The sequence below is a fragment of the Burkholderia sp. LS-044 genome (assembly GCF_004803625.1).
Classification (GTDB): Bacteria; Pseudomonadota; Gammaproteobacteria; order Burkholderiales; family Burkholderiaceae; genus Burkholderia; species Burkholderia cepacia.
On the sequence record NZ_SSWO01000026.1, the window covers coordinates 41,734 to 58,345 of the forward strand.

17 protein-coding genes are annotated in these 16,612 nt (G+C 67.6%); 7 read left to right on the plus strand and 10 right to left on the minus strand.

The genetic code is table 11. From position 1 onward, the window contains the following. The first annotated feature begins 53 nt into the window (after positions 1-53). A complete protein-coding gene (locus E9536_RS38225) occupies positions 54-1,652 on the plus strand; it encodes an APC family permease (protein ID WP_021161792.1) in 1,599 nt (532 codons plus the stop codon). Between the two features lie 110 nt (positions 1,653-1,762). Here E9536_RS38225 and E9536_RS38230 read toward each other — a convergent pair whose 3' ends face one another. The 7 genes from E9536_RS38230 to E9536_RS38260 form a co-directional block, all read right to left on the minus strand. Beyond that, positions 1,763-2,554, minus strand: coding sequence for a class III extradiol ring-cleavage dioxygenase (locus E9536_RS38230; RefSeq protein WP_042976606.1), 792 nt, complete (start codon positions 2,552-2,554; stop codon positions 1,763-1,765). Positions 2,555-2,768: 214 nt separating this feature from the next. Then, positions 2,769-3,365, minus strand: a complete 597-nt coding sequence (locus E9536_RS38235; protein ID WP_059688460.1) for a UbiX family flavin prenyltransferase — start codon at positions 3,363-3,365, stop codon at positions 2,769-2,771. Between the two features lie 20 nt (positions 3,366-3,385). Beyond that, on the minus strand, positions 3,386-3,697 hold the full coding sequence (gene grxD, locus E9536_RS38240) for a Grx4 family monothiol glutaredoxin (RefSeq protein ID WP_021161789.1): 312 nt from the start codon (positions 3,695-3,697) through the stop codon (positions 3,386-3,388). A gap of 67 nt (positions 3,698-3,764) precedes the next feature. Then, positions 3,765-4,607 carry a peptide chain release factor N(5)-glutamine methyltransferase gene (gene prmC, locus E9536_RS38245; protein WP_027788493.1) on the minus strand — a complete coding sequence of 281 codons (843 nt, stop codon included), beginning with the start codon at positions 4,605-4,607 and terminating at the stop codon, positions 3,765-3,767. Between the two features lie 7 nt (positions 4,608-4,614). Next, positions 4,615-5,697, minus strand: a complete 1,083-nt coding sequence (prfA, locus tag E9536_RS38250; protein ID WP_027788492.1) for a peptide chain release factor 1 — start codon at positions 5,695-5,697, stop codon at positions 4,615-4,617. 82 nt (positions 5,698-5,779) lie between these two features. Then, on the minus strand, positions 5,780-7,078 hold the full coding sequence (hemA, locus tag E9536_RS38255; protein WP_027788491.1) for a glutamyl-tRNA reductase: 1,299 nt from the start codon (positions 7,076-7,078) through the stop codon (positions 5,780-5,782). A gap of 26 nt (positions 7,079-7,104) precedes the next feature. Continuing rightward, positions 7,105-7,866, minus strand: coding sequence for a response regulator transcription factor (locus E9536_RS38260; protein WP_027788490.1), 762 nt, complete (start codon positions 7,864-7,866; stop codon positions 7,105-7,107). A gap of 171 nt (positions 7,867-8,037) precedes the next feature. Here E9536_RS38260 and E9536_RS38265 point away from each other — a divergent pair, with 171 nt between their 5' ends. From E9536_RS38265 to E9536_RS38280, 4 genes are read left to right on the plus strand one after another with little or no spacing between them, the layout of a single operon-like run. Continuing rightward, on the plus strand, positions 8,038-8,292 hold the full coding sequence (locus E9536_RS38265; RefSeq protein ID WP_027788489.1) for a hypothetical protein: 255 nt from the start codon (positions 8,038-8,040) through the stop codon (positions 8,290-8,292). Between the two features lie 18 nt (positions 8,293-8,310). Continuing rightward, positions 8,311-10,125 (plus strand): aminopeptidase P family protein, encoded by a 1,815-nt coding sequence (locus E9536_RS38270; protein WP_027788488.1) that lies wholly within the window; start codon positions 8,311-8,313, stop codon positions 10,123-10,125. 54 nt (positions 10,126-10,179) lie between these two features. Beyond that, positions 10,180-10,731 carry a cysteine hydrolase family protein gene (locus E9536_RS38275; protein ID WP_136472753.1) on the plus strand — a complete coding sequence of 184 codons (552 nt, stop codon included), beginning with the start codon at positions 10,180-10,182 and terminating at the stop codon, positions 10,729-10,731. After that, positions 10,728-11,351 carry an HAD-IA family hydrolase gene (locus tag E9536_RS38280; protein WP_059699726.1) on the plus strand — a complete coding sequence of 208 codons (624 nt, stop codon included), beginning with the start codon at positions 10,728-10,730 and terminating at the stop codon, positions 11,349-11,351. Before E9536_RS38275 ends, E9536_RS38280 begins: the two co-directional genes overlap by 4 nt. Positions 11,352-11,484: 133 nt before the next feature. Here E9536_RS38280 and ettA read toward each other — a convergent pair whose 3' ends face one another. The 3 genes from ettA to gcvA form a co-directional block, all read right to left on the minus strand. Further along, positions 11,485-13,152: an energy-dependent translational throttle protein EttA gene (gene ettA, locus E9536_RS38285; RefSeq protein WP_136472755.1), complete on the minus strand. Its 1,668-nt coding sequence runs from the start codon at positions 13,150-13,152 to the stop codon at positions 11,485-11,487. A gap of 190 nt (positions 13,153-13,342) precedes the next feature. Beyond that, the gene (locus E9536_RS38290; protein ID WP_027788484.1) at positions 13,343-13,651 is read right to left on the minus strand and encodes a DUF3761 domain-containing protein; all 309 of its coding nucleotides are present in this window, start codon (positions 13,649-13,651) and stop codon (positions 13,343-13,345) included. A gap of 101 nt (positions 13,652-13,752) precedes the next feature. Next, the gene (gcvA, locus tag E9536_RS38295) at positions 13,753-14,670 is read right to left on the minus strand and encodes a transcriptional regulator GcvA (RefSeq protein WP_136472757.1); all 918 of its coding nucleotides are present in this window, start codon (positions 14,668-14,670) and stop codon (positions 13,753-13,755) included. 193 nt (positions 14,671-14,863) lie between these two features. On the opposite strand from gcvA, the gene E9536_RS38300 reads away from it, so the two are divergent. Continuing rightward, positions 14,864-16,180: an MFS transporter gene (locus tag E9536_RS38300; RefSeq protein ID WP_136472759.1), complete on the plus strand. Its 1,317-nt coding sequence runs from the start codon at positions 14,864-14,866 to the stop codon at positions 16,178-16,180. Between the two features lie 81 nt (positions 16,181-16,261). Beyond that, positions 16,262-16,606, plus strand: coding sequence for an MmcQ/YjbR family DNA-binding protein (locus E9536_RS38305; RefSeq protein ID WP_059688468.1), 345 nt, complete (start codon positions 16,262-16,264; stop codon positions 16,604-16,606). Positions 16,607-16,612: the final 6 nt, after the last annotated feature.

Sequence of the window (16,612 nt, forward strand, 5' to 3'; positions counted from 1 at the left end):
GAGCCGATCCCGGATCGCGGGCCGACCATGCTTTTTGAGACACAGGAGAGGATGTGAAGAGTTCTATTCAACGGAACATCGGCCCGTTTGCATTGATGCTGACGGGGCTGGGTTCGATTATCGGCTCGGGCTGGCTGTTCGGCGCCTGGAAGGCCGCAAAGATCGCCGGTCCGGCAGCGATCTGCGCATGGATCATCGGCGCGGTCGTGATTCTCGCGATTGCACTGACGTACGCGGAACTGGGCGCGATGTTCCCCGAGTCGGGCGGCATGGTGCGCTACGCGCGCTACTCGCATGGCTCGCTGGTCGGCTTCATCAGCGCGTGGGCGAACTGGATCGCGATCGTATCCGTGATCCCGATCGAGGCTGAAGCGTCGATCCAGTACATGAGCACGTGGCCGTATCCGTGGGCGCATGCGCTGTTCGTAAACGGCGAGCTGACGACACCCGGCCTGCTGCTGTCGGCCGTGCTGGTCGTCATCTACTTCTTGCTGAACTACTGGGGCGTGAAGGCGTTTGCCCGGGCGAACACCACGATCACGATCTTCAAGTTCCTGATCCCCGGCCTCACGATCCTCGGCCTGATGCTGACGAGCTACCATCCGGAAAACCTCGGCACCGCATCCAATGCAAGCTTTGCTCCGTACGGCTGGTCGGCGGTGCTGACCGCGGTCGCGACGAGCGGCATCGTGTTCGCGTTCAACGGCTTCCAGAGCCCGGTGAACCTCGCGGGCGAAGCGCGCAACCCGTCGCGCAGCGTGCCGTTCGCGGTGATCACGTCGATCCTGATCGCGCTCGTGATCTATGTACTGCTGCAGATGGCGTACATCGGCTCGGTGAATCCGGCTGACGTCGCGCAGGGCTGGTCGCACTTCAACTTCAAGTCGCCGTTCGCCGAACTGGCGATCGCGCTGAACCTGAACTGGCTCGCGATCCTGCTGTACGTCGACGCGTTCGTCAGCCCGAGCGGTACCGGCACGACGTACATGGCGACCACCACCCGCATGATCTACGCGATGGAGCGCAACAACACGATGCCGAAGATGTTCGGCAACGTGCACCCGCTCTACGGCGTGCCGCGCCAGGCGATGTGGTTCAACCTGCTGGTCTCGTTCATCTTCCTGTTCTTCTTCCGCGGCTGGAGCTCGCTCGCGGCGGTGATCTCGGTCGCGACGGTGATCTCGTACCTGACCGGCCCGATCAGCCTGATGGCGCTGCGCCGCTCGGCGACCGACATCGAGCGTCCGCTGTCGATTCCGCTGATGAAGCTGATCGCGCCGTTCGCGTTCGTCTGCGCGTCGCTGATCCTCTACTGGGCGAAGTGGCCGCTGACGGGCGAGATCATCCTGCTGATGATCGTCGCGCTGCCGGTGTACTTCTACTTCCAGGCGAAGTCGGGCTGGACCGGCTGGGGTGCCGACCTGAAGGCCGCATGGTGGCTGGTCGCGTACCTGCCGACGATGGCCGTGCTGTCGCTGATCGGCAGCAAGGAGTTCGGCGGCTACGGCGTGCTGCCGTACGGCTGGGACATGCTGATCGTCGCCGCAATCTCGCTGGTGTTCTACTTCTGGGGCGTGAATACCGGCTACCGGACCCAGTATCTCGACGAGCGTGAATCGCACGACGAGATCCTCGAGGGGGTCGGTGCCTGACGCGTGACCTGTCGCCGGATTCGGCGGCGGCAGCCAGCAGCGGAAAAAAGCCCGCCCGAGCGATGCTCGGGCGGGCTTTTTATTGGCGCTCGACGGTTGCCGCGCGACGCTCAGGCGGCCGCGCTCGCGAACACGTAGTTCGTCATCGCGAGCACGCGCTGGTACGTGCCGAGCGACTGGATGCCAAGCTGGTAGTCGTCGTCCGCCGCGCCGAGCGCCGTGAACACCGGCAGCAGATGCTCGTCGGTCGGATGCATCAGCGCGGCATGCGGCGCCTGCCGACGGTAGTCGAGCAGCGCGTCGACGTCGCGCGCGGCCAGCTTCGCCTCGAACCAGTCGGTGAATTCCGCGACGCGCGGGTCCGCGTCTTCCGGTGCCGCACCGAAATCGGCGGCGCGCAGGTTGTGCGTGATTTGGCCGGAGCCGATCACCATCACGCCTTCGTCGCGCAGCGGTCGCAGCGCGCGGCCGAGCGCGAAGTGGTGCGCAGCATCCGCCCGCGGCTGGATCGACAGCTGTGCCACCGGCACGTCAGCTTCCGGGAACATCAGCAGCATCGGTACCCACGCGCCGTGGTCGAGGCCGTGCTCGGTCGTCGCGGTGGCGATGCCGGCTGCATTCAGCAGTCCGGCCGCGCGCTCGGCGACGTCGGGCGCGCCGGGTGCCGGGTAGCGGATGTCGTACAGCGCCTGCGGAAAACCGTAGAAGTCGTGGATCGTTTCAGGATGCGCGGCCACGCTGGCGACGGGACGCTGCGTGCCCCAGTGCGCGGACAGCATCAGTACCGCGCGCGGGCGCGGCAATTCGGCGCCAAGGTGGGTGAACGCGCCGGACGGCAGCGTCGGGTCGATCGGCAGCGTCGGGGCGCCGTGGGACAGGTAGAGCGAAGGCAAGCGGTTCATGGTGGTGGCCTGCAAAGGGATTTGCCTGTGACTATAGGCGCGCACCGGGCATTGATAAATCCGTCGCGCGGAATTTGATTGAGTCGTATTGGTTGATAATCGGGCCGATTCTGCGAGCGCGAGAGCGGACGAGGGTTCGAGGTGGCCGAATCAGGCCGGAAGGCAGATGAATCGATGAAGATGCGCGAAGAACGGCGCGGAAGCAGCGAGCGGCTTACTGCGCCGGCCGGATGCCGGCCCACGGCGTCGTCATCGGTGCACTGAGCGCGAACAGGTCGAGCACGCGGGTGACGGTCTGGTCGACGAGTTCCTCGATCGTCTTCGGCATCGCGTAGAACGCGGGTAGCGGCGGGAAGACGATGCCGCCCATTTCGGTCACGGCGGTCATGTTGCGCAGATGCGCGAGGTTGAACGGCGTTTCGCGCACCATCAGCACGAGGCGGCGGCGCTCCTTCAACGTGACGTCGGCCGCGCGCGTGATCAGGTTGTCGGACAGCCCGTGCGCGACGCTCGCGAGCGTCTTCATCGAGCAGGGCGCGATCACCATCCCGTCGGTCGCGAACGACCCCGATGCGATCGTCGCGCCGACGTCGCGCACCGAGTGCACGACGTCCGCACGGCTTTCGACCTCGGCCTTCGACAGCTTCAGTTCGTGCTGGATGTTGAGCCAGCCGGCGTTCGAAATCAGCAGGTGCGTTTCGACGCCGCCGGCGGCGCGCAGCAGGTCGAGCAGCCGTACGCCGTAGATCGCGCCGGTGGCGCCGGTGATCGCGACGATCAGCCGGCGTGGCGGCGCGCTGGGAGATGCCATCGAAAAGGGGGCGGGGCGTATTACGCGGCGGCGAACAGTTGCTGCAGTTCGCCCGACTGGTACATCTCCATCATGATGTCCGAGCCGCCGATGAATTCGCCCTTCACGTAGAGCTGCGGGATGGTCGGCCAGTTCGAGAATTCCTTGATGCCCTGGCGGATCTCGTCGTCTTCGAGCACGTTGACCGTCTTGAACTGATCGACGCCGCAGGCCTTCAGCACCTGGATGGCGCGGCCCGAAAAGCCGCACATCGGGAATTGCGCGTTGCCCTTCATGAAGAGCACGACCTGGTTTTCGTCGACGATTTGCTTGATACGTTGTTGGGTGTCCATGACTGACCTTGCGTTTGCGGGGCGTTAGATCGAAATGATAGCGGATTTCAACCGGACGGGCCGGGCATCAGCCCGGCAGGCGGCCGCCTGTCGTGCGTTCGATTGCGGCCAGATCGGCGAGCGATTCGACCGCGACGAAGCCGTGCGATGCGAGTACGGCGCGCACGGCCTCGGCCTGGTCGTAACCGTGCTCGATCCAGAGCGTGCCGCCCGGTTTCAGGTAAGTGCCGGCGCCCGCGACGATCGTGCGGATCGCGCTGAGGCCGTCGGCATCGTCGGTGAGTGCGCCGCGCGGCTCGAAACGCAGGTCGCCCTGCGTGAGGTGCGGATCGTGCTGCGCGATGTACGGCGGATTGCTGACGATCGTGTCGAAGGCGAGCGCAGGATCGAGCGCCGCGTACCAGTCGCTCTGCAACCAGTGCAGCGGGCCGCCGGGGCGGTGCGCGTCCAGCAGCTTGCGTGCGTTGCGTTGCGCGACCTCGAGTGCGGCCGGCGAACGGTCGAGCGCCCACACGCGTGCATCGGGCCGCTCGGCGGCGATGGAGACGGCAATCGCGCCGCTGCCCGTGCCGAGATCGAGCACGGCCGGATGCGGCAGCCCGTCGATCGCATCGAGTGCGGCTTCGACGAGCAGTTCGGTTTCAGGGCGCGGGATCAGCACGTCGGGCGTCACGTCGAACGGCCGGCCGAAGAATTCGCGCATCCCGACGAGCTGCGCGACCGGCTCGCCGGCCATGCGGCGCGCCTCGAGCGTGCGGTAGCGTTCGACCGCGGCCGCGTCGAGCGGCGCGTCACCGCGCGTGATCAGTTGTGTGCGGGTCCAGCCAAGCGCGTGCGCGAGCAGCACGCGCGCATCGACCGCGTCGAGCGCGGACGCGCGCAGCAGTTCGTCGGCGGTCGTGTCGGGCATCGTGACCTCAGTCGGCGTCGCCGAGCGACGCGAGCAGTTCGGCCTGGTGCTCGCTGACCAGCGCGCTGATCAGTTCGTCGAGGTCGCCGTCCATGATCGCCTCGAGCCGGTACAGCGTCAGGTTGATCCGGTGGTCGGTCATCCGGCCCTGCGGGAAGTTGTACGTGCGGATCCGTTCCGAGCGGTCGCCGGAGCCGATCAGGCTCTTGCGCGTCGCGGCTTCCTTCGCGTGCTGCTCGTGATACTGCTTGTCCTTGATGCGCGCGGCGAGCACCTTCAGCGCACGATCCTTGTTCTTGTGCTGCGAACGGTCGTCCTGGCACTCGACGACGATCCCGGTCGGGATGTGCGTGACGCGCACCGCCGAGTCGGTCTTGTTGATGTGCTGGCCACCCGCGCCGGACGCACGGAACGTGTCGATCCGCAAGTCGGCCGGATTGATCTCGACCTCGCCGATTTCGTCGGCTTCCGGCATCACCGCGACCGTGCACGCGGACGTGTGGATGCGCCCTTGCGTCTCGGTTGCCGGCACGCGCTGCACGCGATGGCCGCCCGATTCGAACTTCAGGCGCGAATACGCGCCCTGGCCCGCGATCCGCACGATCACTTCCTTGTAGCCGCCGAGATCGGATGCGCTCTCCGACATCATTTCGACCTGCCAGCGCTGGCGTTCCGCGAAGCGCAGGTACATGCGCAGCAGGTCGCCGGCGAACAGCGCGGATTCGTCGCCGCCCGTGCCCGCACGGATTTCGAGGAAGATGTTGCGGTCGTCGTTCGGATCCTTCGGCAGCAGCATCTTCTGCAGCTCGGTCTCGAGGCGGGTCATGCTCTCGCGCGCGCTGCGGATTTCGTCTTCCGCGAAGTCGCGCATCGACAGATCGCCGAGCAGCTCCTGCGCGGCCGTCTCGTCGCTGCGCGACTGGCGCCACAGCGCGTACTGTTCGACCACCGGGCCAAGTTCCGCATGTTCACGCGTCAGCTTGCGGTACTGGTCGAGGTCGGCCGTGACGTTTTCGCGGCTCAGCAGGTCGTTCAGTTCGGCCAGCCGTGTGGACAGCTGGTCGAGCTTGCGTTGCATGCTCGTCTTCATGGTGTGGAGCGGCGCTCCCGGGCAAGGGGTATTCGGAAAGGATAGGCCGGCGCGCGGCCGGCGGCAGGGCGATCGGCCGGCGCTAGTGGCCGGACTGGTCGTTCGAGCGCGGCGCGTGCTGGTAGAAGCCGCGCATCAGGTCGATCAGCGAATCGCGATCGGCGCCGTTCACGCGATTGAGCGCGCTCGTCGGGCCGTGGATCAGCTTGTTGGTCAGCGCCTGCGACAGCGCTTCGAGCACGGCGGCCGGATCGTCGCCGCGCGCGAGCAGCTTCTGCGCCTTGTCGACTTCGGCCCGGCGCAAGGCGTCGGCCTGCGTGTGCATGTGACGGATCACCGGCACGACGCTGCGCGTGTCGAGCCACTGCATGAAATTCTGCACGCGCGTTTCGATGATCGCTTCGGCCTGCGCGACCGCAGCCTGGCGCGATGCGTTGCCTTCGCGCACGATCGCGCCGAGATCGTCGACGGTGTAGAGGAACACGTCCTTCAGCTTGCCGACTTCGGGCTCGATGTCGCGCGGCACCGCGAGGTCGACCATGAAGATCGGCCGGTGGCGGCGTGCCTTCACCGCGCGCTCGACTGCGCCGAGGCCGATGATCGGCAGCGTCGACGCCGTGCACGACACGATGATGTCGAATTCGTGCATGCGGGTCGGCAGATCCGAGAGCGGCATCGCGCGGCCGCTGAAGCGTTCGGCAAGGCGCTGGCCGCGTTCGGCCGTGCGGTTCGCGACGACGAGTTCGCGCGGGCCTTGCGCGGCGAAGTGCGTCGCGCACAGCTCGATCATCTCGCCGGCGCCGATGAACAGCACGCGCTGATCGGACACTTTTTCGAAGATCCGCTGCGCGAGGCGCACCGCGGCGGCCGCCATCGACACCGACTGCGTGCCGATTTCGGTCGTGCCGCGCACTTCCTTCGCTACCGCGAACGTGCGCTGGAACAGCTGGTTCAGGTAGGTGCCGAGCGCGCCGGCTTCCGTTGCGGTGCGGACGGCATCCTTCATCTGGCCCAAAATCTGGGTTTCGCCCAGCACCATCGAATCGAGGCCGGATGCGACGCGGAACGCGTGCCGGACTGCTTCCGACTGCGGCAGCGCATAGACGTGCGGTGCGAGCTCGTCGACCGGAATCCGGTGATACTCCGACAGCCAGCGGACCGCGCCTTCGCGTGCGGCGCGATCATCGGTCGCGCAATACAGTTCGGTGCGGTTGCAGGTGGAGAGGATCGCCGCTTCGGGCGTATTGGGCGCCTGGGGGCCGAGAAACACGTTCTTGAACGTGACGAGAGCCGGCTTGATCTGCTCGAGCGGAAACGCCACGCGTTCGCGCAGGGCGACAGGCGCAGTGTGGTGATTGATTCCGATCGTGAGGAGTTGCATATCGAGGGCTATCGTTTAGCCCCATATTATAGCGTTTCAGCGATTTCCTCACTCGCGGCATACCGGGCATCGGCGTGGCGGGGCCGGGAATTTGGGGGCTCGATCGGCACGCGGTCGAGCTGATAGCCATAGCCGTAGAGCGGCAGCAGCCGGTAGCCGCGCTCCGGAAGCAGGTGCAGCTTGCTGCGCAGCCGGGACGCGTGGGTATCGAGCGTGCGCGACTTCATGTCGCGGCGGCGTGCCCACACCGTTTCGAGGATATGGGCGCGCGACACGGGCCGCGACAGGTTCGCGAACAGCAACTGCGCAAAACGGAACTCCTTCGGCGTGAGTGAAACGATTGCGTTGTCGAAGCGAACGAGGCAGTGCGTGGCGTCGAAGGCGTATTCGCCATACATTTCGCGTGAGCGGGCCGGCGGCCGGCGCACGCCGGCGCGCCGGCTCACCGCGTTGACGCGCGCGAGCAGCTCGGGCCCGCTCACCGGGCGCACGAGGCAATCGTCGGCGCCCGCGTGCAGGCACGATACGATTTGGCTTTCGCGCGGCATTTGCATCACGGCGATCGCCGGCAGTCCGGGCAGGACCGTCTGCGCACGCGGAATGACTTCCTCGGCCGGCTGGTCGCCGGCCCAGTGGCCGGTGATCAGCATGTCGCAGGTATTGGCGGCGAGCCACTCGAAGAACGCCGTACTGGACGGAAACGCGTGGCACACATGACCGCCCGCAAAGAGCAGGCGGTTCAGGAGCGCGGCATGGCGCGCGTCCGGATCGATCAGAGCGATTCGCATGAGAATTTCTTCAATACGGCAGCCGGTGCGCGCTTGCCATAACGTCGAGTCGGCCCCTACACTCGAATGTTCGCGGCACCCGGCTGGTCTCGGGTTCGATGGATGAATCGATGCTAGCCGCTGGCAACGTTCACGCCTATGGGACGAATCCGAATTTATGGAAGGCGTCGAATGAACTGGTTTGGAATCCTTGTCCTGGGAGCGGCCGTCGGGCTGTTCGGCCGATGGCTGCATCCGATGCGGCGCACGGGCCGGCCGGCGTGGTGGATCGCGGTGCTCGCCGGTATCGTCGGCGCGGCTGCGGCCCGCATGGCCGGCAATCTCTCTGGACTGTTTTACGATGGCGAGACGCTCGAATGGCCGGTCTGCACCGGCGTCGCGTTCCTCGCAGTAGCCGTGACGGTTGCGCTGTCGGCCCGTCGCTGAATGCTCTCAGGTGAAATCATGAATGCCCGTCTTCCCGAAGTCTCGCCGGTGCCGGCCCGTCTCGCGCTGCTGCGTGGCGCGATGGCCCGCGAGAACCTGGCCGCCTATCTCGTGCCGTCCGCCGATCCCCACCTGTCCGAATATCTGCCGGAGCGCTGGCAGGCCCGCCGCTGGCTGTCCGGCTTCACGGGCTCGGTCGGCACGCTGGTCGTGACCGCGGATTTCGCGGGGCTGTGGGTCGACAGCCGCTACTGGGTGCAGGCCGACGCCGAACTGGCCGGCACGGGCGTGCAACTGATGAAGATGACGGGCGGGCAGCAGAGCGCGCCGCACGTCGACTGGCTCGCGCAGAACGTGGCGGCGGGGGCGACGGTCGGCGTCGACGGCGCGGTGCTCGGCGTCGCGGCCGCACGCGGGCTGACGGCCGCGCTGAACGCGCGCGGCATCGCGCTGCGCACCGACCTCGACCTGCTCGACGCGATCTGGCCCGAGCGGCCGGGGCTGCCCGGCGACGCGGTGTTCGAGCACGCGGCGCCGCAGGCCGACACGACGCGCGCGAGCAAGCTGGCCGAAGTGCGCCGCGCGATGCGTGCGCAGGGCGCGCAGTGGCATTTTGTCTCGACGCTCGACGACCTCGCATGGCTGTTCAACCTGCGCGGCGCCGACGTCAACTTCAATCCCGTATTCGTTGCGCACGCAATGATCGGCGCCGATCGCGCGACGCTGTTCGTCGCCGACGGCAAGGTGTCGCCGGCACTGGCCGCGTCGCTCGCGCAGGACGGCGTCGACGTCCGCGCCTACGACGCCGCGCGCGCCGCGCTCGCGGCACTGCCCGACGGCGCGACGCTGCTGATCGACCCGCGCCGCGTGACGTTCGGCACGCTCGAGGCCGTGCCGGCCGGCGTGAAGCTCGTCGAGGCCGTGAATCCGTCGACGTTCGCGAAGTCGCGCAAGACGTCCACCGAGATCGAGCACGTGCGCGTGACGATGGAGCACGACGGCGCCGCGCTCGCGGAATTCTTCTCCTGGTTCGAACAGGCCGTGAACCGCGAGACGATCACCGAACTGACGATCGACGAGAAGCTCACTGCCGCGCGCGCGCGGCGCCCCGGCTACGTGTCGCCGAGCTTCGCGACGATCGCGGGCTTCAACGCGAACGGCGCGATGCCGCATTACCGCGCGACGCCGGAGTCGCACGCGACGATCGCCGGCGACGGGCTGCTGCTGATCGATTCGGGCGGCCAGTACGTGACGGGTACGACCGACATCACGCGCGTCGTGCCGGTCGGCACCGTCAGCGACCTGCAGCGGCGCGATTTCACGATCGTGCTGAAATCGATGATGGCGCTGTCGCGTGCCCGATTCCCGCGCGGCATCCGCTCGCCGATGCTCGACGCGATCGCGCGCGCGCCGATGTGGGCGGCCGGGCTCGACTATGGGCACGGCACGGGGCACGGCGTCGGCTACTTCCTGAACGTGCACGAAGGCCCGCAGGTGATCTCGCACTACGCGCCGGCCGAGCCGTATACGGCGATGGAAGAGGGCATGATCACGTCGATCGAGCCGGGCGTGTACCGTCCCGGCCAGTGGGGCATCCGGATCGAGAACCTGGTCGTGAACCGCGCGGCCGGGCAGACCGAGTTCGGCGATTTCCTCGCGTTCGAGACGCTGACGCTGTGCCCGATCGACACGCGCTGCGTGCTGATCGAGATGCTGCATGAAGAAGAACGCGCGTGGCTGAACGCGTATCACGCAACGGTGCGCGAGCGCGTCGGCCGCCATCTGAGCGGCGATGCCAAGGCGTGGCTCGACGCGCGCACGCAGCCGATCTGACGCAACGCAGGAAAGCGGCCGGGCGCCGGCCGAACAACAACAGCGAGGGCGACGATGGCGGACACGGCAGTGATCGTGGTCGACATGCAGCGCGGGCTGGTGGAGCGGGCAACGCCCGCGTACCGGCTCGATGACGTGGTGTCGGGCATCAACCGGTTGACGGCGGCGGCGCGTGCGGCGAACGCGCCCGTGTGCTTCGTGCAGCACGACGGCGACGCGGACGACGACGTCGTGCCCGGCACGCCGGGCTGGGAACTGCACGCGGGGCTGGTCGTCGGGAACGACGACTGGCGGGTGCGCAAGCAGATGAGCGATTCGTTTCACGATACGCTGCTCGCGGCGCAACTCGAGCGCCACGGCATCCGTTCGGTGCTGATCTGCGGTTATGCGACCGAGTTCTGCGTCGATTCGGCCGCGCGCCGCGCAGCGCTGCTCGGCTACCGGACGACCGTCGTGTCCGACCTGCACACCACGAACGAGCGCACGCACCTGTCGGCGGCGCAGATCGTCGCGCATCATCACTTCGTATGGGAAAACAATTCGCTGTCGGGCAACCCGGTGATGCCGCGCCCGCTCGCGGACGTCCTTGCGACGGAGTTCGCATGACGATCAAGGCCGTGGTGTTCGATTTCGGCGGCGTGCTGATCGACTGGAGCCCCGAGTACCTTTACCGGGAACTGATTCCCGACGACACCGAGCGTCGCTGGTTCTTCACGCATGTGTGCACGATGGACTGGGTGGTCCGCCAGGACGGCGGGCAGACGATCGAAGAGGGGACGGCCGAGCTCGTCGCGAAGTTTCCGGCGCACGAGGGGCTGATCCGCGCGTTCTATGCGCGCTGGCACGAGATGATCGGCGGCGTGCTCGACGAAGGCGCCGCGCTCGTCGACCGGCTCGACGCGCAGGGGATGCCGCTGTTCGGGCTGACGAACTGGTCGGCGCAGACGTTTCCGTATGCGTGGGACAACTTCCCGGTGCTGCGGCGTTTCAGGGACATCGTCGTGTCGGGCCGTGTGAAGCTCGTGAAACCCGATCCGGCGATCTACCGCGAGATGCATGCGCGGATCGAGCCGCACTTGCCGGGCATCGCGCCGCACGAACTCGTGTTCATCGATGACAACGCGAAGAACGCCGCGGCCGCGACGGCGCTCGGCTGGCACGGCATTCATCACACGAGTGCGGCGGCGACCGAGGCACGGCTGCGTGAACTGGGCGCGCTGACGTAAGCGGCAAGCCGGCAGCCAGCCGTCGGAAAAAAAACGGGCCAGCGGCCCGTTTTTTGTTGTTCCGCTTCCGGAGCGACCAGCCTCGGTGCCCGTTCCTGCGTTACCGCAGTGCCGGGCGCCCGGGCCGCGCCGCTCAGCGGCTGATCGGCTTGTAGCGCAGACGCTTCGGCTTCGCGGCTTCCTCGCCGAGGCGGGCACGCTTGTCGGCTTCGTATTCCTGGTAGTTGCCGTCGAAGAACGTGACCTGCGAATCGCCTTCGAATGCGAGGATGTGCGTTGCGATCCGGTCGAGGAACCAGCGATCGTGCGAGATCACCATCACCGAGCCCGCGAATTCGAGCAGCGCGTCTTCCAGCGCGCGCAGCGTTTCGACGTCGAGGTCGTTCGACGGTTCGTCCAGCAGCAGCACGTTGCCGCCCGAGATCAGCGTCTTCGCGAGGTGCAGGCGGCCGCGTTCACCGCCGGACAGGTTGCCGACGATCTTCTGCTGGTCGCCGCCCTTGAAGTTGAAGCGGCCGATATACGCGCGCGACGGCGTTTCGTACTTGCCCACCGTCAGCACGTCGGCGCCGCCCGAGATTTCCTCGAACACCGTCTTCGTGCCGTCGAGCGCGTCGCGGCTCTGGTCGACGTACGCGAGCTTCACGGTCGGCCCCATCACGACTTCGCCCGAATCCGGCTGCTCCTTGCCCGTCAGCATCCGGAACAGCGTCGACTTGCCGGCGCCGTTCGGGCCGATGATGCCGACGATCGCGCCGGCCGGGATCTTCAGGTTCAGGTTGTCGATCAGCAGACGGTCGCCGAACGCCTTGCTGACGTTCTTGAACTCGATCACTTCATTGCCGAGGCGATCGCCGACCGGGATGAAGATTTCCTGCGTCTCGTTGCGCTTCTGGTATTCCTGGCTGTTCAGCTCCTCGAAGCGCGCGATACGTGCCCTCGACTTCGCCTGCCGGCCCTTCGGGTTCTGGCGCACCCACTCCAGTTCCTTCTTGATCGCCTTCTGGCGCGCCGATTCCGACGCCTCTTCCTGCTTCAGGCGCTCTTCCTTCTGGTCGAGCCAGCTGCTGTAGTTGCCCTTCCACGGAATGCCGTGACCGCGGTCGAGTTCGAGAATCCACTCGGCCGCGTTGTCGAGGAAGTAGCGATCGTGGGTGACCGCGACGACGGTGCCCGGGAAGCGCACCAGGAACTGCTCGAGCCAGTCGACCGATTCCGCGTCGAGGTGGTTGGTCGGTTCGTCGAGCAGCAGCATGTCGGGTTTTTCGAGCAGCAGCTTGCACAGCGCGACGCGGCGCTTCTCACCGCCCGAAAGATGCTCGATCTTTGCGTCCCATGACGGCAGGCGCAGTGCGTCGGCGGCCACTTCGAGCTGCTGCTCGGGGCTGCCGCCGTCGCTCGACGCGAGGATCGCTTCGTACTTCGCCTGCTCGGCCGCGAGCGCGTCGAAGTCGGCGTCCGGCTCCGCGTACGCCGCGTAGATTTCCTCGAGCTTCTTGTTGGCCTGGAACAGGTCGCCGAGGCCTTCCTCGACGGCTTCGCGCACCGTCTTCGTCGGGTCGAGCTGCGGCTCCTGCGGCAGATAGCCGATGTTCAGGTTCGGCATCGGCGTCGCTTCGCCTTCGATGTCCTTGTCGACGCCCGCCATGATGCGGATCAGCGTCGACTTGCCCGAGCCGTTCAGGCCGAGCACGCCGATCTTCGCGCCGGGAAAGAACGACAGCGAGATGTCCTTCAGGATCTGGCGCTTGGGCGGCACGATCTTGCCGACCCGGTTCATCGTGAAAACGTATTGGGCCATTTGGGTGTGAAAGTCAGAAATGGTTGAGACTGCCGCGCAGCGCGCGGGCGTGGCGGCGTCGGGTGATTCGGTACGGAGCGTGCCGCGCACGGCGCGGCGGCGTCGCCGCGTGTCGGCGGCGCGAGCGGCTATTGTACTTCGCCGCCGGCTGCCGCTGGCGCGACACCTGGCCTTTTGGCCGGGGCTGTGCTCACAGCCACGCGGCGACGCCGCCGTGCCCCGAGCACGTGCCGCGCCGATGGCGGCTGAAGCTGTAGGTGCCGTCGCGGCAGCGCGCGCTCGCGCCTTCGGGCACGCGGCCCGATTTCGAATGCGCGGGTGCGTGCACGGTTTCGCCGTCGCGGTTGCGATACGTGTCGTGACGGTCGAGATCGGCTTCGTTGCCGTAGCCGGGCGGTGCGCGGTACGCGTGTGCGGGTTGGGGCAACGCGGCGCAGGCGACGAAGAAGACGGCGGACAGTGCCGCGATGCGTGTCGTGCGGCAGAACAGGGCAGGCATGGTCTCTCCCGGTCGGCTTGTTGTTATCGATGTCGGGCGGATGGCCCGCGCCGCATGTTAGCGGATCGGCGCCCGACCGGTACCGGCGCGGCGGCGTGACGCTACGCCGCGCCCGACATCGAGGCCGCGCCGTCGGCCTGCGCGGCCTCGAGGATCCACCGGCGAAAAGCGGCGACCTTCGGCCGCTCGGCGTGATGCGGCGGATAGACGAGGTAGTACGCGAAATCGTCGAGCCAGGCGACGTCGGCGAGCTGCACGAGCCGGCCGCTTGCCAGCTCGCCGCGCACCATCGCGGCCGGCAGCAGCCCGGCGCCCTGGCCGGCGACAATCGCCTGCAGCAACAGGCCCGAGTCGTCGAACGCGGGGCCGCGCGGCGGGCCGAAATCGTCGATCCGCTGCGCGCCGAACCAGATGTGCCAGCCCTTGCGCTCGGCGTCGTGCAACTGCGGCCAGCCGACCAGATCGGCGGGCGTCGCCGGCATGCCGAGCCGTGCGACAAGGTCGGGCGACGCGAGCGCGACGATCTCCACCGTCAGCAGGCGCTCGCTGCACAGGCCGATGTAGCGCCCGAGGCCATGACGGATTGCAACGTCGACGCCGTCGCGCGAAAAATCCGCGAGTGCGTGGCTCGTGACGACCTGCAGGTCGACGTCAGGGCACGCGTGCCGGAATTGCGCGAGGCGCGGGACGAGCCACGCGGATGCGAAGAACGGGGTGACGCTCACCGTTAGCACGCCGCTGTCGGCGGCGCCCGACACGCGCTGCGACGCGTCGGCGATCTGCCGGAACGCATTGCGCACCGGCGGCAGGTAGTCGCGACCGGCGGCCGTCAGCAGGATGCCGCGGTTGACGCGCTCGAACAGCTGCACGCCGAGGTGCGTCTCGAGCGTGCGGATCATCTGGCTCACCGCGCCGGGCGTGACCGACAGCTCCTCGGCCGCCGATTTCACCGACAGGTGGCGGGCGGCTGCTTCGAATGCACGCAGCGCGTTGAGCGGCGGCAGGCGGGAACGATTCATTGAGTTTTTCTAAAGCGAATGGCCGATGAAATATCGTTTGAGGCGGCGCGCGTGCGCGAGTACCGTTGTCGCATCCGATTGCGTGCTTGGGGGCTGCATTGCAGCGACCAATGCGATCAACATAGTTCAACTATATCCACGAGGCAAACCGGACGCCGTGAGGTGTCCGGCGGGACCTGAGAGGAGCATCGTCATGAACCGCCCGGGCGCATCGCGCCATTTCTTTTATGGCTGGTACGTGGTCGCGGCCGCGTTCGCCGTCACGTTCGTCGGGTTCGGCAGCGCCTATACGTTCAGTGCGTTCGTCGAGTCGCTGCAGCGGGACTTCGCCGCGTCGCGCGGCCAGATCTCGCTCGTGTTCTCGCTCGCCGGCTTCCTGTATTTCGGTTTCGGCATCGTCAGCGGGCCGCTGGCCGACCGCTTCGGCTCGCGGCGGCTCGCCGTCGCCGGGATGCTGCTGACGGGCGCCGGGCTCGCGGCTGCCGGCGCCGCGCACACGCTGCTGCAGGTCTATGTCGCGTATGGGCTTGGTGTCGGTTTCGGCGTCGGCTGCGCATACGTACCGGCGGTCGGCGCCGTGCAGCGCTGGTTCGTGCGCCGGCGCGGCTTCGCATCGGGGCTCGCGGTCGCGGGGATCGGTGTCGGCACGCTGGTGATGCCGCCGCTCGCGTCCACGCTGATCGCGCAGGTCGGCTGGCGCGGCGCGTATTTCACGCTGGCCGTGATCGCGGTCGTGATCGGCGCGGGGATGTCGCTGCTGATCGAGAACGACCCGCGCGGGCGGGGGCTGCTGCCGGACGGGGAGGCCGCGCATGAGCCCGGCGGCGGGGCGCAAGTCGCCGGGCGCGGTGCGGGGGCCTCGGTGTCCGGTGCCGCCGCGGGGCGTCAGCCGGTCGCCGCTTCGGCGCCTGCCGGCGCGACGGTGCGCGAAGCCGTCATGTCGCGGCCGTTCGCGAGCCTGTACGCCGCATGCCTCGCCTGCTCGTTCGGCGTGTTCGTCCCGTTCGTTCACCTCGTGCCGTACGCGCTCGATCATGGCGTCGCGCCGTCGACGGCCGTGCTGCTGCTCGGCGCGATCGGCGTCGGCAGCACGGCCGGCCGCTTCTTCCTCGGCGGCCTCGCCGACCGCTTCGGCCGCCGTGCGTCGCTGCTCGCGATGTTCGCGGGCATGGCCGTCGCGCTCGTCGCGTGGGCCGGTGCCGGCACCGTTGCGACGCTTGCCGCGTTCGCGCTCGTGTTCGGCGTGTTCTACGGCGGCTGGGTCGCCGTGCTGCCGGCGGTCGTGATGGACTACTTCGGCGGGCGCAACGTGAGCGGGATCATCGGCGTGCTTTATACGAGCGTCGCATTCGGCACGCTGATCGGGCCGGCCGCGGCCGGTTTCATCTACGACGCGGGCGGCGGCTATCTCGTGCCGATCCTGGCCAGCGCCGCCGCGAATGCGATCGCCTTCGCGATCGTCGCGACGACGGGGCGTGCGCCGGTGGCCGCACGTGCGGCGCGCGGATAGGCGCACGTCCCGCGGCGTGCCTTCGCGAATTCCGGTAGGGTGGCCGGATCGTGAACCGAGGAAGTGCAGCCGGGAGGCCTCATGACATTCGACGAAGTCCGCCAGATCGCGCTGGCATGGCGCGGCGTCGAGGAAGGTACGTCGTACGGCACGCCTGCGCTCAAGGTGAGGGGCAAGATGCTCGCGCGTCTGCGCGAGGACGGCGACACGCTCGTCGTGAAAGGTGTCGGCCCCGACGAGCGCGCGTGGCTGATCGAATCGGAACCGGACGTGTATTACGTGACGGATCACTACGTCGGCTGGCCGATTGTGCTGGTGCGGCTGTCGGCGGCCCGTCCGGACGCCGTGAAAAAACTGCTTCTGCGAGAATGGCAGGCCGTCGTCCCCGCCAAATGGCGCGACGAGAGGGTGCACGGCGCGAACTGACACGCC

Coding starts and splice junctions, on each gene's coding strand:
- E9536_RS38230 (WP_042976606.1), bottom strand. CDS start 2,554: ATGAACCGCTTGCCTTCGCTCTACCTGTCCCACGGCGCCCCGACGCTG.
- E9536_RS38235 (WP_059688460.1), bottom strand. CDS start 3,365: ATGGCATCTCCCAGCGCGCCGCCACGCCGGCTGATCGTCGCGATCACC.
- grxD (WP_021161789.1), bottom strand. CDS start 3,697: ATGGACACCCAACAACGTATCAAGCAAATCGTCGACGAAAACCAGGTC.
- prmC (WP_027788493.1), bottom strand. CDS start 4,607: ATGCCCGACACGACCGCCGACGAACTGCTGCGCGCGTCCGCGCTCGAC.
- prfA (WP_027788492.1), bottom strand. CDS start 5,697: ATGAAGACGAGCATGCAACGCAAGCTCGACCAGCTGTCCACACGGCTG.
- hemA (WP_027788491.1), bottom strand. CDS start 7,078: ATGCAACTCCTCACGATCGGAATCAATCACCACACTGCGCCTGTCGCC.
- E9536_RS38260 (WP_027788490.1), bottom strand. CDS start 7,866: ATGCGAATCGCTCTGATCGATCCGGACGCGCGCCATGCCGCGCTCCTG.
- E9536_RS38265 (WP_027788489.1), top strand. CDS start 8,038: ATGAACTGGTTTGGAATCCTTGTCCTGGGAGCGGCCGTCGGGCTGTTC.
- E9536_RS38270 (WP_027788488.1), top strand. CDS start 8,311: ATGAATGCCCGTCTTCCCGAAGTCTCGCCGGTGCCGGCCCGTCTCGCG.
- E9536_RS38275 (WP_136472753.1), top strand. CDS start 10,180: ATGGCGGACACGGCAGTGATCGTGGTCGACATGCAGCGCGGGCTGGTG.
- E9536_RS38280 (WP_059699726.1), top strand. CDS start 10,728: ATGACGATCAAGGCCGTGGTGTTCGATTTCGGCGGCGTGCTGATCGAC.
- ettA (WP_136472755.1), bottom strand. CDS start 13,152: ATGGCCCAATACGTTTTCACGATGAACCGGGTCGGCAAGATCGTGCCG.
- E9536_RS38290 (WP_027788484.1), bottom strand. CDS start 13,651: ATGCCTGCCCTGTTCTGCCGCACGACACGCATCGCGGCACTGTCCGCC.
- gcvA (WP_136472757.1), bottom strand. CDS start 14,670: ATGAATCGTTCCCGCCTGCCGCCGCTCAACGCGCTGCGTGCATTCGAA.
- E9536_RS38300 (WP_136472759.1), top strand. CDS start 14,864: ATGAACCGCCCGGGCGCATCGCGCCATTTCTTTTATGGCTGGTACGTG.
- E9536_RS38305 (WP_059688468.1), top strand. CDS start 16,262: ATGACATTCGACGAAGTCCGCCAGATCGCGCTGGCATGGCGCGGCGTC.